Genomic DNA, 14,808 nt, shown 5'->3' on the forward strand with positions numbered 1-14,808 from the left:
CGGGGCCCGGCCCAGCCGCTGGCGGCTGTGCGTTCGGGCGCTTGCGAAGCAGTGCTTCGCAAGCAAAGCGCCCTCACCCATGTAAGCTCGGTCGCCGCATCCATGCGGCTCACGCCCCCGCAACCGGACCCACCCCGCCTTCGACAGTTTCCCGCTATCTGTCGGAACCTGCTGCTGATGGTGGGTGCCGACCGTTGGTCGGCACGGGGTCAGAGCCCGTTGCTGCGCAACGGGCTCTGACCCCACTGTTTGATGATTAGGTATCTGTGGGTTTGTTCATGTCGTGCTCGAACAATTCCCCCTGCACCACCGGCTCCTTCTCGCGGAAGCCGCCGAGCCCGACGCCAACCAGGCGGTAACGCGTCTCCGCCGGCAGGTCGACGCGGGCGCGCAGGGCCAGCGCGATGTCGCGCAGTTCTTCCATCGATTCCGGCGGGCGCTCCGGGGTGAAGCTGCGGGTGAGGATGCGGAACTGCGCGGTCTTCAGTTTCAGCACCACGGTGTGGCCGACGCGTTCGGTCTTGCGCGTGGCCTTCCAGGTCTTCTCCGCCAGCTGCACGATCGCTTCGCCCAGGTCTTCCAGCGGCAGGTCTTCGGCGAAGGTGTCCTCCGAGGAAATCGACTGCACCTGCTGGTCCGGTTCCACCGGCCGCTCGTCGATGCCGCGTGCACGGTTGTACAGGCTGCGGCCGAAGCTGCCGAATGCTTCTTCCAGGTCGATCAACGCCCACTGCCGCAGATCGCCGCAGGTGACGATGCCGCGCGCGGCAAGTTTTCCTTCCATCACCTTGCCGACGCCGGGCACCCGGTTCACTGGCAACGGCTGCAGGAACGCGTCCACCCGCTGCGGGGGGATCACGAACTGGCCATCAGGTTTGCGCCAGTCCGAGGCGATCTTGGCCAGGAACTTGTTTGGCGCGATGCCAGCTGAAGCAGTCAGGTTCGTTTCCTCGCGGATCTGCGCGCGGATGGTGCGGGCGATGTCGGTGGCCAGTTCGATGCCGCTCTTCGGCTCGGTCACATCGAGGTAGGCCTCGTCCAGCGACAACGGCTCGACCAGGTCGGTATGCCGCAGGAAGATCGCGCGCACCTGCTGTGACACCGCCTTGTAACGTGCGAAGTCCGGCGGCACGAAGATCGCATCCGGACACAGGCGCTCGGCACGCACGGCGGGCATCGCCGAACGCACGCCGAACACGCGTGCCTCGTACGAGGCCGCGCACACCACCGAACGCGCGCCACGCCATGCCACAACCACCGGCTTGCCGCGCAGTGACGGATCGTCGCGCTGCTCCACCGACGCGTAGAACGCGTCCATGTCGACGTGGATGATCTTGCGCAGTCGGGTCATGTCAGGCGGAAAGGGCGGGGGCGTGCCGGACGGGCCACACGCCGAAGTATGGTCGTTGCACATCAACAGGATGCGCGTATTCCATTGAAAACACTACGGTTGCGTACGGTTGAAATGTTTGATCGGCGCAGTTTCCACGGGCATCCTCGAGCGCTTGTTTCCCTGTTTCCCCGCTTCCAGGATTGTGCTTCATGACCCGTCTCCACGCGTTCAACCGCGAACAGCTGCTGGCCAGCGCACGCGGTGAACTGTTCGGCACCGCCGCCGGCCGTTTGCCCAACGACCCGATGCTGATGTTCGACCGCATCACCGACATCCGCGAGGACGGCGGACCGCATGGCAAAGGCATGGTACGCGCCGAACTGGATATCCGCCCGGACCTGTGGTTCTTCGGCTGCCACTTCATCGGCGACCCGGTGATGCCCGGCTGCCTGGGCCTGGACGCCATGTGGCAGCTGACCGGCTTCTTCCTGACCTGGCTGGGCGCCCCCGGCAAGGGCCGCGCGCTGGGCTGTGGCGAAGTGAAGTTCACCGGCCAGGTGCTGCCGGAGGCCAAGCTGGTGCGCTACGAGATCGATATCAGCCGTGTCATCAACCGCAAGCTGGTGATGGCCCAGTCGGACGCGCGCATGTACGTGGATGACCGCGAAATCTACAGCGCGCGCGACCTGCGCGTCGGCCTGTTCACTGAAACCGGGAGCTTCTGATGCGTCGCGTCGTCATCACCGGCATGGGCATCACGTCCTGCCTCGGCAATGATCTGGATACCGTTTCGGCTGCGCTGCGCGAAGGGCGCTCGGGCATCACCGCCTTGGCCGACCACGCCGAAGCGGGCCTGCGCAGCCAGGTCGGCGGCCGCGTCGACCTCGACCTGGACGCGCTGATCGACCGCAAGCAGAAGCGCTTCATGAGCGATGCAGCGGCCTTCGCCTATCTGGCCATGCGCGATGCCATCGCCGATGCCGGGCTCAGCGCCGATCAGGTCAGCAATCTGCGTACCGGCCTGATCGCCGGTTCCGGTGGCGGCTCCAGCGAGTGGCAGATCGGCGCGGTCGACTTGCTGCGCGAACGTGGCGTGCGCAAGGTCGGCCCGTACATGGTGCCGCGCACGATGTGCTCGACCGTCTCGGCCTGCCTGGCCACGGCCTACCAGATCAAGGGCGTCAGCTACTCGCTGTCGGCCGCCTGCGCCACCTCGGCGCACTGCATCGGCGCTGCCGCGGACATGATCCGCCATGGCGCGCAGGACATCATGTTCGCCGGTGGCGGCGAAGATCTGCACTGGTCGATGAGCGTGATGTTCGACGCGATGGGCGCGCTGTCGACCAGCTTCAACGAGACCCCGGCCAGCGCCTCGCGTCCGTACGACAAGGACCGCGACGGCTTCGTCATCGCCGGCGGCGGCGGCATGCTGGTGCTGGAGGACTACGACCACGCCGTTGCGCGCGGCGCGCACATCCATGCCGAGCTGATCGGCTATGGCGTGACCTCCGACGGCGCCGACATGGTCGCCCCGTCCGGCGAAGGCGCGGTGCGCTGCATGAAGATGGCGCTGCAGGGCGTCGATCGCCCGCTGGACTACCTCAACACCCACGGCACCTCCACGCCGCTGGGCGACGTCACCGAGCTCAATGCGATCCGCGAAGTGTTCGGCGATGCGGTGCCGCCGCTGTCCTCGACCAAGGCGCTGTCCGGCCATTCGCTGGGTGCGGCCAGCGTGCACGAGGCGATCTACTGCCTGCTGATGATGCGCGATGGCTTCGTCGCCGGTTCGGCCAACATCGGCGAACTGGACCCGAAGGTGGAGAGCTTCCCGATCCTGCGCGAAAGCCGCGAGCAGAAGCTGGATACGGTGATGTCCAACAGCTTCGGCTTCGGTGGCACCAACGCCGCGCTGGTGTTCGGGCGGGTGTGATGGGGAAGGCGTGCCGACCAACGGTCGGCACCCACCAATAGATGTAGAGCCGAGCCATGCTCGGCTCAGTGCCGGCCAACGGTCGGCACCTACCGCTTATTTCGGCAACAACGGCACCAGCAATGCGCGCGCGTCCACCAGCGACCCTACGATGCGGTGGCCCAGTGCGCGCAGCTCTTCATCAGGATGCACCAGGTCCGGCACCTGGATCACGGTCATGCCGGCCGCCAGCGCCGCGCGCGTACCGGCCGGTGAGTCTTCCAGCGCCAGGCAACGCTCCGGCGCCTGGCCCAGCCGCTGCGCGGCCAGCAGGTAGATATCCGGCGCCGGCTTCGGCCGCGCCACGTCGCCGCTGGTGATCACCGCATCGAAGTACGGCAGCAGGCCAGCGGCGGCCAGCTTGCGGTTGGCCCGCGGCTGCCGCGTGGTGGTTGCCACCGCACGCGGGATCGCATGTGCCTTCAGCAGCTCCAGCAGCTCCAGGATGCCCGGCCGCAGCGGCAGACCGGTCTGCGTGCGTGCTTCGTACAGCTCATGGCAACGTGCCGCCACGGCGTCGATCACGCTGTCCTCGATGCCCTGCGCACGCAGCAGCGCGTGCGTATCGCGGTCACCGAGGCCGACCATGCGCAGGAACACCGCCTCGTCCAGGCCCAGCCCGAATTCGTCGGCGGCCTCGCTCCAGCAGGCCAGCGAGACCCGCTCGCTGTCGATCATCAGGCCGTCCATGTCGAAGATGACGGCGTCGGGGAGGAACGGCAGCGCAGCGATGGTGGTCATGGAGCGAACAGCGTATCCAGGTCGGTGGAAGTGAGCTGCCGCCATTGCCCTTCGTCCAGCCCCTGCAGGTCCAGCCCGCCGACGCGGCTGCGGTGCAGGGCCTGCACGTGGTTGCCGGTGGCGGCGAACATGCGGCGTACCTGATGGTAGCGGCCTTCGTGCAGCACCAGGCGCGCGCGACGCGCATCCAGCACCTCCAATTCAGCCGGCAGCAGGGGCGTCTTCTCGGACTCCAGCATCAGCGTACCGCTGGCGAACAGCGCCACCTCGTCGCCGCGCAGGTCATCGCTCAACTCGACCTCATAGACTTTCGGCAGCTTCGACTTCGGCGAGATGATCCGGTGCAGCAGGCCACCGTCGTCGGTCAGCAGCAGCAGGCCACTGGTCTCGCGGTCGAGGCGGCCCACCGTGGACAGCACCGGATCCCGGTCGCGGAAGCGCGGCGGCAGCAGGTCGTAGATCAGGCGGCCGGTGTCCTTGGTCGAGCAGGTGTAGCCGGCCGGCTTGTGCAGCGCGATCGACAGGCCCACCGGCGGGTCCAGCGGCTCGCCGTCGACGCGGATCGCCTCGTGCGGCACCTGGTCGTCGGCATACAGCACCTCGCCGTCGGCGTCGGTGACGCGGCCTTCGCGGAACATCCACTGCACCTGCTTGCGGCTGCCATAGCCCAGGTTGGCGATGAGCTTGACCAGCTTCACTTGCCCTTCCCCTTCACCGCTTCCACCAGCTTGAAGCCATCACGCTCGGCGATCACGCGCACTGCGCCAAAGCTCTCGTTGAGCGTGTACTCGTACGGCAGGTGGCGATTGGCCACCACGTACAGGCGTCCGCCCGGGCGCAGCGCCTGCGCGGCCACGGCGATGAAGCGCTGGCCGATGTCCGGGCGATCGGCGCGCGAGGGCGTGTGGAACGGCGGATTGCTGATGATGACGTCGTAGCCCGGCTCGATGCCGGCGGTGACGTCCTGCCACAGGAAGCGCAGCGGCAGCGGACGCGGCGGCGGTGCCAGGTTCAGCTCGGCCAGTGCCAACGCGCGCTGCTCCGCTTCGTACAGGTCCAGCGCGGTGATCTTCGGGCAGCGCTCCAGCAGCTCGCGCGACAGGTAGCCGTAGCCGGCACCGAGGTCGGCGGCGCGGCCGGCCAGGTCGGCCGGCAGGTGCTCGGCCAACAGCGCCGAGGCCGGATCGATGCGATCCCAGGCGAACACGCCCGGGCGGCTGAGGAAACGGCCGCCGACGATCGGCCGCACCGCATCCAGTGCCGACCAGCGCTTGGCCAGGTCGGCGTCGTGCTGGCCCTGCATCGGGGCGGTCCAGTACACGCGGCAGTGGTTCTTGGTCAGGCTGCCGCCGAGGCCGGTCAGTTGCTTGAGGTCGCCCTCGCCCGAGCGCGCACCTTCGTTGTTGGACTGGCAGGCAACGATGCGGCCGCCGTCGGCGACCAGCGCCAGCGCGCGGGCGAACAGCGCGCGGGCCTCTTCACGCTGGCGCGGCGGCAGCACCAGCACCAGCGGGTAGCGGCCCTTGCCGGCCACATCATCCAGCTGGCCGCTGACGGTCCAGCCGGCGGCCTGCTGCAGCGGCTGCGCGAACGGGGCGAAGCTCTGCTCGCAGTGCACCTCGCGGTTGCCGGCCGCTTCACGCAGCGGCCAGCCGTCGCGGGCACGCAGGAAGGCCACCGGGCCCTCCGGCCAGCGCAGGGCGCCTTGGGAGAACGGCAGGAACAGGGTCTGCAGGGGGGCGTCGTCGCTAGAGGCCATCGGCGCGGGTACTTCAAGCGTGAGGGCCGTCCATTGTACCGGCTTGGCCGGGCCGGCCCCGGTATGCCGCTTTGCGAAACCCGAACGGGGCCTTGATCTGCCAGCAACATTGAAACGTTCAGGGTAGAGGCTCCCCCGGAAACCCAGGAGAACCTGCATGCGAGCCTTGTTCGTCGGTGGCGTGGTCGACAACAGTGAGATGGACCTGGAAGGCAGCCATCCGCCCGTGCATTACCCCGAGGACACCGGCGGCGGCCACTCGCGCTACCGGCTGCACCAGGTCGGTCATGGCGCCGACGGCAGCGTGGCCTATGCGGTGTACGGCGCACCGGACCTGGCCGATGACGAGGTGGCCCGGGTGGCGGAAGAACGCGCCTATGCGCGCCGGTTCGAGGCGACACCGACCTTGTTCGAGCACTGACACACCGGTAGCGCCCGAGCCCACGCTCGGGCGACGGCGCAGCCGAGCGTGGGATCGGCTCTACATCCGATCAAGGCGCCCTGGGTGGCAGACGGTTGACGCTGGCGATCTCGTCCAGCCACACATGGTGCTGCTGCACCGGCGTGTCGTAGTCATCCAGGCGCAACTGGCCGTTGCTGCCTTCGTCGCCGGCGTCGTTGCGGTACTGCTGCACGGTCGGTTTCACCGCCACGGTGCCGAGCAGGCGGCGACCATCGTGCAGGGTCAGTTGCACCTGCGTTTCGCCTTCCAGCTGCGGCAACAGGGCTTCCAGGCGCGCGATCTGCGCCGGATCGGTATGGATGCGGGGAGCTATACGGGACATCGGCGACCTCCTGCGTGCAGGGTCGCCGATCGGCCGTGAATGCTCAGTGCAGCGCGCTGTCCGCGCGTGGCACCTGCACCTTGCGTACCGCAGCCACCAGCTGTGCCACCGAGTACGGTTTGGCGACATGTTCCTGGAAGCCTGACGCCAGCGCTCGGCGCCGGTCATCGGCGCGTGCCAGCGCGGTCACGGCAACCGCCGGCAGGGTCATCGCATCCACGCCCATGTCCTCGCGCAGCGTGCGCACCAGACCATAGCCATCCATGCCCGGCATGCCGATGTCGGTCAGCATCACGTGGTACTGCAGGTGCCCGGTATCGGCCAGCAACGCCAGCGCTTCACCGGCCGAGCTGGCGGCCGACACACTCGCGCCCTGCTCTTCCAGCATGCGCCGCAGGTACTCCAGCACTTCCGGCTGGTCTTCCACCGCCAGCACATGCATGCCACGCAGCGGGTACGGTTCGACGATCACCGGCTCCAGGATCGGCCCGCTGATCACTTCGCGCAGCGGGCGTCGCTCGGCATCGGGAATGTGCTGCGGCAGGCGCACGGTGAAGGTGGCGCCGTGGCCATGGCCTTCGCTGGCGGCGGTGACGGTACCGCCATGCAGTTCGACCAGCTGCTGCACGATCGCCAGGCCCAGGCCGAGGCCGCCATGGCGTCGGGTGGTGGTGCCATCGGCCTGGCGGAAGCGGCTGAACAGATGGTTGAGGAACTCCGGTGCGATGCCATCACCGGTATCGCGCACCGTGATCACCCAGTGGTTGCCGTCGGCCTGCAGCTGCACGTCGATGCGGCCTTCGGCCGGGGTGAACTTGATTGCGTTCGACAGCAGGTTCCAGAACACCTGCTGCAGGCGGGTGGCATCGCCCAGCACCAGGCTGGGCTGCTCCGGCAGCAGCAGACTCACGTCCAGCGCCTTGCCTTCGGCGACCAGTTCCTGCGCACCGATGGCTTCGCCCAGCAGGTCGCGCAGGTCCAGTATCTCCACCTCCAGCTGCACCTTGCCCAGCAGCATGCTGCTGAGGTCGAGCATGTCCGAGATCAGCCGCTTCTGCGCACCGGCGCTGTTGGCGATCACATTCAGGCCCTTGTACAGCGGGCTGGTGTTGTCCACGCGCTGCAGCAGCAGCTCGCTCCAACCGAGGATGGTGGTCAGCGGCGTGCGCAGCTCGTGCGACAGCGTGGCCAGGAACTCGTCCTTCAACCGCGCCATGTTCTCGGCGGCGCTGCGCGCGGCACGCTCGGACTGCAGCAGCTCCTCGCGGGCCAGTTCGATCTCGCGGCGTTCGGTCACGTCCGGGCTGCTGCCGGCCAGGCCGATGAAGCGGCCCATCCGTGAGAAACGCGGGCGTGCGTTCATCTCCAGCCAACGCCACTCGCCATCGGCACGTCGGGCCCGCACCAGCGCATGCATCGACCGCTGCGCCTTCAGTGCTTCCTGCAGTTCGTACTCGAACACCGATGCATCGTCCGGATGCACCAGGCCGCGCCAGACATCTTCCGGCACGCGTGTTTCGTCACCGCCAAAGAACTCACTGAAAGCGCTGTTGACGAAACGGGCATGGCCGCGCTCGTCGAGCACCCACACCGGCATCGGCAGGCCGTCGGCCAGTGCGCTGAAGCGGGCTTCGCTTTCGCCCAGCTCCACTTCCATCTGCTTGCGTGCGGTGATGTCGAAGAACAGGATGCCGACCTTGTCTTCGCCCGGACGGCCCACGCGCACCGCATCAACCGCGAACGAGCGGCCCAGCGCACGCGCTTCCATCTCGAACTGGGCGGGGCGGCCACTGCGCGCGACCTCGCCGTAGATGCGGAACCAGTCCTGCTCGTGGCCCGGTTCCAGCGCCGTCATGCGCTGGCCACGCGCGTCCTTCAGGCCGGTGTGGCGCTCGAACGCATCGTTGACCTCGATGAAACGGTAGTCCACCGCGCGATCGCCCTCGAACAGCACCTGGATCACGCAGAAACCGGCGTTGATGCGCTCAAGCACGCCATGATGCAGGTCGGGTTCGGGCGCTGGCACCATCATCGGTGGGCGCTCCACGAGGGGCGGCAGTGTGGACAAGGGGCGTCTGTGCAGGCCGGATTGGAAGCACAGCATCTTCCAAAGCGCGTATTCACAGCGTCAAGCGCCGTCAGTCATGGTTGACGTCGATGAATTGGCGGCAACCACCCTTGCGCACGACGCAATCGGCCATTGCGGTGGCCCGGCCACAGGATCACACTCGATCTGTGATCAACATCGTCCCCAGCACGGGGACGCAGGAGACCGTCATGAAACGCTCACTCGCGATTGCCCTGCTGGCAGGCGCCCTGGTGGCGGGCGGCGCCAACGCTGCACCGCGCACCGTGACCGATGCGGACGCGCCGCGCGCGTTGCAGGCCGATGGCCCGGTCAGCGTGAAATGGGAGGATCCGGCCAAATTCACCGAGATCCGCCAGAGCACCAACCGCTTCGAGGCCGAACGCGGTGACTGGGTACAGCAGCTGGCCCGCTACCTGCAGACCACCGCTGCCAAGCCGCTGCAGCCTGGGCAGACCCTCGATGTGACCCTGGTGGACATCAAGCGTGCCGGTGACTACGAGCCGTGGCACGGCCCGCGTGGCCGCGACATCCGGATCATGCGCGACATCTACCCGCCGCGGATCAGCCTGCAGTACACGTTGAAGGACGCCAGCGGCCGTATCGTCAGCGAGGGCGATGCGCGCCTCAGCGATACCGGCTACCTGCACAACCTGGGGCTGAAGAGCGACAGTGATCCGCTGCGCTACGAGAAGCGCCTGATCGATGACTGGGTGAAGCGCCAGCTGGCCAGCCAGGCCACCGCTGCGCGTTAGGCCACTCGGTAGGTGTCGACCTTGGTCGACACGCATTACACGGCGCCGACCAAGGTCGGCCGCTACCGAAGCCGAGCGTGGGCTCGGCTCTACACGTATACCTTGCCCACGCGCTTGACCGCGCACGGCAGCTGGTACGCACTCACGCCACAGCGCGGCGCCAGTTCGGACAGCGTCGGTGCGCTGCCCCACAGTTCCACCACGCTGCCGATGCCGGCCTGCGCATGCGCGGTCAGGTCCACCGTCAGCATGTCCATCGACACGCGCCCGATCAGCGCACCGGGCTGGCCGTCGATCAGCACCGGGGTGCCATTCGGGGCGAACTGCGGATAACCGTCGGCATAGCCGAGCGCGACCACACCCACGCGGGTGCGTGCCTTGGCCACGAAGCGTGCGCCATAACCCACCGGCTCACCCGCCTCGATCCAGCGCTCGGCGATCACCTTCGACTGCATCGTCATCACCGGGCGCAGGCGCTCGGTCAGTGCCGTGTTGTCCGGCAGCGGATTGGCGCCATACAGCATCAGGCCCGGGCGCACCCAGTCGCTGCGTACATCCGGCCAGCCCAGCAGCGCCGGCGAGTTGCACACGCTGGTCTCGCCGTCCAGGCCGTCGATGGCCCGCGCGAAGGTCGCGGCCTGTTCGTGGGTGCGTTCGCTGTCCAGCTCATCGGCGCGCGCCAGGTGGGTCATCAGCACGATGCGCTCGACCTGCGGCAGCGCCGACAGGCGTGCATGCGCGGCACGGAAGCTGTCCACGTCCAGGCCAAGGCGATGCATGCCACTGTCCAGCTTCAGCCACACCGTCAACGGGCGCGGGCTGTCGAAGGCAGCAACGGCCTCCAGTTGCCACGGCGAACCGACAGCGAACCAGAAGTCATGCTCGGCCACCAGCGCCATGTCGCTGCGCTCGAAGATGCCTTCCAGCAGCAGGATTGGCGCACGGATGCCGGCCTGGCGCAGCTCCAGTGCCTCTTCGATGGTAGCCACGCCGAAGCCATCGGCCTCGTCTTCCAGCGCCTGCGCACAGCGCACCGCGCCATGCCCATAGGCATCGGCCTTGATGATCGCCAGGGCCTTGCCACCGCCCAGTTCACGGGCGAGCCGGTAGTTGCTGCGCAGGGCGCCCAGATCGATCAGCGCGCGGGCAGGACGCATGTGCGGTTCTCTTGTTGCGGCGCGTGACCGTACTGGCCGTAGCGGAAAATATCCAGGCCTTCGGTGCTGATCTGCGGCTGGCGCGCGCTCATCAGGTCGGCCAGGTAGCGACCCGAGCCGCAGGCCATGGTCCAGCCCAGCGTGCCGTGGCCGGTGTTGAGGTACAGGTTGCGGAACGGCGTGGCGCCGATCACCGGCGTACCGTCCGGCGTGGCCGGGCGCAGGCCGGTCCAGAACTGCGCACGCGACAGGTCGCCGCCCTTCGGGTAGAGATCGCTGACCACCAGCTCCAGGGTTTCGCGGCGGCGCTGCGACAGCGACAGGTCGAAGCCGGCCACTTCGGCCATGCCACCGACGCGGATACGGTCGTCGAAGCGGGTCACCGCCACCTTGTAGCTCTCGTCGAGAATGGTCGAGGTCGGCGCCATCGCCGGGTCGGTGATCGGCAGGGTCAGTGAGTAGCCCTTCAGCGGGTACACCGGCAGTCGCATGCCCAGCGATGCGACCAGCGCCGGCGAATAGCTGCCGAGCGCGACCACGAAGCGGTCGGCGGTTTCCAGCTTGCCGTCGATGCGCACACCGGTGATGCGGTCGCCATCGAACTCCAGGCCGGTGATGTCCTGGTCGAAGCGGAACTCGACACCGGCATCCACGCACATCTGCGCCAGGCGGCGGGTGAACAGCTGGCAGTCGCCGGTCTGGTCACGCGGCAGGCGCAGCGCGCCGACCAGGCCATCGACGTGGGCCAGGGCCGGTTCGGCCTGGATGATGCCGGCGCGGTCCAGCACCTCGTACGGCACACCGTACTGGGCCAGGATCTCGATGTCCTGCGCCGAGGCATCCAGCTGCTGCTGGGTGCGGAACAACTGGGTCGTGCCCAGGTCGCGGCCTTCGAATTCGATGCCGATCTGTGCGCGCAGCTCGTTCAGGCAGTCGCGGCTGTACTCGGACATGCGCACCATGCGCGCCTTGTTGATCGCGTAGCGCTCATGGGTGCAGTTGCGCAGCATCTGCCACAGCCAACGGTACTGGGCCAGGTCCATGCCCGGCTTGATCGCCAGCGGCGCGTGCTTCTCGAACAGCCAGCCGATGGCCTTCTTCGGCACGCCCGGGGCCGCCCACGGCGAGGTGTAGCCAAACGACAGCTGGCCAGCATTGGCGAAGCTGGTTTCCAGCGCCGGGCCGGGCTGACGATCGATGACCGTGACTTCAAACCCGGCCTGTCGCAGGTACCAGGCACTGGTGGTGCCGATCACGCCGCTGCCGAGAACTAGGACTCGCATGGGACTTCTCCAACCCGATCATTCCCTGCACTGGAGCGTGCCGGGACCATAATTGGGGAAGTATAGACAGCCATTCCCAGTTGATTTGCCTGTTTTGAAATCAACCGGCAGGATGTTCTCCTGCAATTCATTCCCCAAGGTTGACGGCCATGGCCACCCGTACCCGCGAACTGGACAAGATCGACCGCAAGATCCTGCGCATCCTGCAGGCCGAGGGCCGCATCTCCTTCACCGAACTCGGCGAGCGGGTCGGCCTGTCGACCACGCCATGCACCGAGCGTGTACGCAGGCTCGAGCGCGAAGGGGTGATCACCGGCTACCACGCCCACCTCGACCCGGCCGCGGTGAAGGCCAGCCTGCTGGTGTTCGTGGAGATCAGCCTGGCCTACAAGTCCGGCGACATCTTCGAGGAGTTCCGGCGCGCGGCGCTGAAGCTGCCCAACGTGCTGGAGTGCCACCTGGTATCGGGCGACTTCGATTACCTGCTGAAGGCGCGGATCAGCGAAATGGCCTCCTACCGCAAGCTGCTCGGCAGCACGTTGCTGACGCTGCCGCATGTACGTGAGTCGAAGAGCTACATCGTGATGGAAGAAGTGAAGGAAACGCTGAGCCTGCCGATTCCGGATTGAGGCGCTCGCAGGATGGGGTCAGAGCCCGCGGTGCGGGATCCGACCCCCGGAGTCCCTCAGCGCTGCTGCGGATGCTTCTGCGAGCGCTGTTCCTGCTGCTTGCCGCCCTTGTGCGGCTGCTGTGGGTCCATCTGTTGCTGCTGTTGCTGCTGCGGGTTGCGGCCCTGCGGTTCCTTGCCGGGATGACGGTTCTGCTGGTTTTTCATGATCGCGATCCAGTGGACGAAGGACATGCGGCGGCGGAATGCCAGCGCAGGGCCACGGTGGTCCCGGAACGGTTAATCGCAGGCGAAAAAGCAGTGATCGCCAAGAGGCTGTTTTCGTGCGTTCAGCCCGCACGACGCGCAGGAGCTGCCAACCTTGCTTGGCCCATAGGTCAGCGCCTGATCTGCTGGCCATCACCGGCAGGCACGCTGTCGTAATAACGGCCTGTACGCGAGTCGAACACGCGGTTCGGGCCGGCCGGGCGCACGCCAGGCACGATGCGGCCATTGCGGTCATAGACCTTGTCGGCCGGCTTCGGTACCGGCGCCGGCGCGATCCGGGCGGGGCCGGTGGACTTGATCGGCTGTGCCGGCTGCGGCGACGGCAGCACCTGCGGCTGCGGGCGGGCAGCCTGTGGCGGAGGTGCCACCGGTTGCGGTGCCACGGTGGTGGCACTGCGGGTGGCGGTCGGGCTCGACGACGTCGGTACCTGGGCCTGCGCAACCAGGGGCAGCAGGCCCATCAACAGCAGGGGAAGGCTCGGTTTCATGTCACGCTCCGGCGTGGATCGCATTCACCTTGCGCCTGCACCTGTGTGCCGCCCATGAACGGCCGTCACACTTGCAAGTGCGCGCCGGCACCCCCACGTTTTCCGGCATCCCCAGGCCATCGACCCCACGGAGCGCCGCCATGACCGCCTTCGACCTGACGCCCCCCACCGCCACCCAGACCGAGGCGCTGGTCGCCGGTCTCAGCGGCGAAGAACGCCGCGTACTGCTGCAGCACGGCACCGAGGCGCCGTTCTGCGGCGTATTCCTCGACAACAAACGCGAGGGCGTCTACTGCTGCCGTCTGTGCGCACTGCCGCTGTTCCGCTCCAGCACCAAGTTCGATTCCGGCACCGGCTGGCCCAGCTTCTTTGCCCCGTTCGACCCGGCGCACGTGCGCGAGATCCGCGATACCAGCCACGGCATGGTGCGCACCGAGATCACCTGCGCGCGCTGCGGCAGCCATCTGGGCCACGTGTTCCCGGACGGTCCGCCGCCCACCTACGAGCGCCACTGCCTGAACTCCGTCTCACTTTCGTTCACCGGCAATGGCGAGCCCTGGCCCGACCCGTTGCAGCGTGGCGGCGCGGAAAGCGGCGTGGCGGGCTGAAACACCCCGCTGACCGGTTTCACAGAATTCCCTCTTCAGAAAACCGGGCGACGGGCCGACAAGGAGATATCCCCTCTCCTTGCGTCGCCCCATGCTCATCATCGTTGGATTCCTGGTCGTCATCATCAGCGTGATCGGGGGCTATCTCGGTGCCCACGGCCGCCTGGGTGCCCTCTGGCAGCCCTACGAGCTGGTCATCATCGGCGGCGCCGCGCTCGGCGCCTTCCTGGTCGGCACGCCGGCCAAGACGGTCAAGCAGACCCTGCAGGCCATGGTCGGCGTGTTCAAGGGCCCGCGCTACAAGCAGCAGGACTACATCGACGTCCTCAGCCTGCTCTATGAACTACTCAACAAGGCCCGCCGCGAAGGCTTCATGGCCCTGGAAGACCATGTCGAGCGGCCGGCCGAGAGCGCGCTGTTCGGCAACTACCCCAAGGTGCAGGCCGACCACCACCTGATCGACTTCATCACCGACTGCCTGCGCCTGATGATCGGCAGCAACATCGAGCCGCACGAGCTGGAGCCGCTGCTGGAACTGGAGCTGGAAAAGCACCATGCCGAGGCCATGGCGCCGTCGCAGGTGCTGACCAAGGTCGCCGACGGATTGCCCGGTTTCGGCATCGTGGCGGCGGTGCTGGGCATCGTCATCACCATGGGCTCGATCGGTGGCGACATCGTCGAGGTCGGTGGCCACGTCGCCGGTGCGCTGGTCGGCACCTTCCTCGGCATCCTGCTGGGCTACGGTTTCGTCGGCCCGATGGCAGCCGCGATGGAGGCCCGCGCCGAGCAGGACAGCCGCATCTACGAATCGGTGAAGACCGCCCTGCTGGCCTGCCTGCGCGGCTACAACCCGAAGATCGCGCTGGAATTCGCCCGCAAGACGCTGCCGTCGAACGTGCGCCCGGCCTTCTCCGATTTCGAGCAGCACCTGAAGACGGTCAAGTAA

At 67.4% G+C, this 14,808-nt stretch carries 17 protein-coding genes; 7 read left to right on the plus strand and 10 right to left on the minus strand.

From position 1 onward, the window contains the following. Positions 1–256: 256 nt before the first annotated feature. Positions 257–1,351: a DNA polymerase IV gene (dinB, locus tag AC5QAH_RS19465; RefSeq protein ID WP_043398884.1), complete on the minus strand. Its 1,095-nt coding sequence runs from the start codon at positions 1,349–1,351 to the stop codon at positions 257–259. Positions 1,352–1,542: 191 nt separating this feature from the next. Between dinB and fabA the strand changes: the two genes are divergently transcribed. Beyond that, on the plus strand, positions 1,543–2,058 hold the full coding sequence (gene fabA / locus AC5QAH_RS19470; RefSeq protein ID WP_005407930.1) for a 3-hydroxyacyl-[acyl-carrier-protein] dehydratase FabA: 516 nt from the start codon (positions 1,543–1,545) through the stop codon (positions 2,056–2,058). Beyond that, on the plus strand, positions 2,058–3,266 hold the full coding sequence (fabB, locus tag AC5QAH_RS19475) for a beta-ketoacyl-ACP synthase I (RefSeq protein WP_043398887.1): 1,209 nt from the start codon (positions 2,058–2,060) through the stop codon (positions 3,264–3,266). Before fabA ends, fabB begins: the two co-directional genes overlap by 1 nt. 96 nt (positions 3,267–3,362) lie before the next feature. Here the strand turns inward: fabB and AC5QAH_RS19480 are convergent, their stop codons facing one another. From AC5QAH_RS19480 to AC5QAH_RS19490, 3 genes are read right to left on the minus strand one after another with little or no spacing between them, the layout of a single operon-like run. Beyond that, entirely contained in the window at positions 3,363–4,046 is a 684-nt protein-coding gene (locus AC5QAH_RS19480; protein ID WP_478421176.1) for an HAD family hydrolase, read from the minus strand. Further along, positions 4,043–4,744 (minus strand): pseudouridine synthase, encoded by a 702-nt coding sequence (locus tag AC5QAH_RS19485; RefSeq protein WP_005407927.1) that lies wholly within the window; start codon positions 4,742–4,744, stop codon positions 4,043–4,045. Before AC5QAH_RS19485 ends, AC5QAH_RS19480 begins: the two co-directional genes overlap by 4 nt. Then, positions 4,741–5,805 (minus strand): class I SAM-dependent methyltransferase, encoded by a 1,065-nt coding sequence (locus AC5QAH_RS19490; protein WP_043398893.1) that lies wholly within the window; start codon positions 5,803–5,805, stop codon positions 4,741–4,743. Before AC5QAH_RS19490 ends, AC5QAH_RS19485 begins: the two co-directional genes overlap by 4 nt. 157 nt (positions 5,806–5,962) lie before the next feature. Here AC5QAH_RS19490 and AC5QAH_RS19495 point away from each other — a divergent pair, with 157 nt between their 5' ends. Further along, entirely contained in the window at positions 5,963–6,226 is a 264-nt protein-coding gene (locus AC5QAH_RS19495) for a hypothetical protein (protein WP_005407925.1), read from the plus strand. Between the two features lie 70 nt (positions 6,227–6,296). On the opposite strand, the gene AC5QAH_RS19500 is transcribed toward AC5QAH_RS19495, so the two are convergent. Together AC5QAH_RS19500 and AC5QAH_RS19505 are read right to left on the minus strand one after the other, a co-directional pair. Further along, positions 6,297–6,590 carry a DUF3247 family protein gene (locus AC5QAH_RS19500; protein ID WP_010484115.1) on the minus strand — a complete coding sequence of 98 codons (294 nt, stop codon included), beginning with the start codon at positions 6,588–6,590 and terminating at the stop codon, positions 6,297–6,299. Between the two features lie 43 nt (positions 6,591–6,633). Then, a complete protein-coding gene (locus AC5QAH_RS19505) occupies positions 6,634–8,622 on the minus strand; it encodes a hybrid sensor histidine kinase/response regulator (protein ID WP_043398895.1) in 1,989 nt (662 codons plus the stop codon). Between the two features lie 245 nt (positions 8,623–8,867). Here AC5QAH_RS19505 and AC5QAH_RS19510 point away from each other — a divergent pair, with 245 nt between their 5' ends. Next, entirely contained in the window at positions 8,868–9,431 is a 564-nt protein-coding gene (locus AC5QAH_RS19510; RefSeq protein ID WP_010484117.1) for a DUF3016 domain-containing protein, read from the plus strand. Positions 9,432–9,520: 89 nt separating this feature from the next. Here AC5QAH_RS19510 and alr read toward each other — a convergent pair whose 3' ends face one another. Continuing rightward, complete coding sequence (alr, locus tag AC5QAH_RS19515) at positions 9,521–10,588, minus strand: alanine racemase (protein WP_495232521.1); 1,068 nt, start codon at positions 10,586–10,588, stop codon at positions 9,521–9,523. Continuing rightward, complete coding sequence (locus tag AC5QAH_RS19520; protein ID WP_032128742.1) at positions 10,567–11,871, minus strand: D-amino acid dehydrogenase; 1,305 nt, start codon at positions 11,869–11,871, stop codon at positions 10,567–10,569. Before AC5QAH_RS19520 ends, alr begins: the two co-directional genes overlap by 22 nt. 149 nt (positions 11,872–12,020) lie before the next feature. Between AC5QAH_RS19520 and AC5QAH_RS19525 the strand changes: the two genes are divergently transcribed. After that, entirely contained in the window at positions 12,021–12,500 is a 480-nt protein-coding gene (locus tag AC5QAH_RS19525; protein WP_005407919.1) for an Lrp/AsnC ligand binding domain-containing protein, read from the plus strand. Positions 12,501–12,556: 56 nt separating this feature from the next. On the opposite strand, the gene AC5QAH_RS19530 is transcribed toward AC5QAH_RS19525, so the two are convergent. Both AC5QAH_RS19530 and AC5QAH_RS19535 read right to left on the minus strand, forming a co-directional pair. Continuing rightward, positions 12,557–12,733, minus strand: coding sequence for a hypothetical protein (locus AC5QAH_RS19530; RefSeq protein ID WP_033833709.1), 177 nt, complete (start codon positions 12,731–12,733; stop codon positions 12,557–12,559). Between the two features lie 143 nt (positions 12,734–12,876). Next, positions 12,877–13,254 carry a hypothetical protein gene (locus tag AC5QAH_RS19535; RefSeq protein ID WP_043398903.1) on the minus strand — a complete coding sequence of 126 codons (378 nt, stop codon included), beginning with the start codon at positions 13,252–13,254 and terminating at the stop codon, positions 12,877–12,879. 140 nt (positions 13,255–13,394) lie between these two features. Here AC5QAH_RS19535 and msrB point away from each other — a divergent pair, with 140 nt between their 5' ends. Both msrB and motA read left to right on the plus strand, forming a co-directional pair. Next, on the plus strand, positions 13,395–13,862 hold the full coding sequence (msrB, locus tag AC5QAH_RS19540; protein ID WP_010484122.1) for a peptide-methionine (R)-S-oxide reductase MsrB: 468 nt from the start codon (positions 13,395–13,397) through the stop codon (positions 13,860–13,862). 91 nt (positions 13,863–13,953) lie between these two features. Further along, on the plus strand, positions 13,954–14,808 hold the full coding sequence (motA, locus tag AC5QAH_RS19545; RefSeq protein WP_005407915.1) for a flagellar motor stator protein MotA: 855 nt from the start codon (positions 13,954–13,956) through the stop codon (positions 14,806–14,808).

Source organism: Stenotrophomonas sp. YJH_SMC_43, assembly GCF_059372535.1.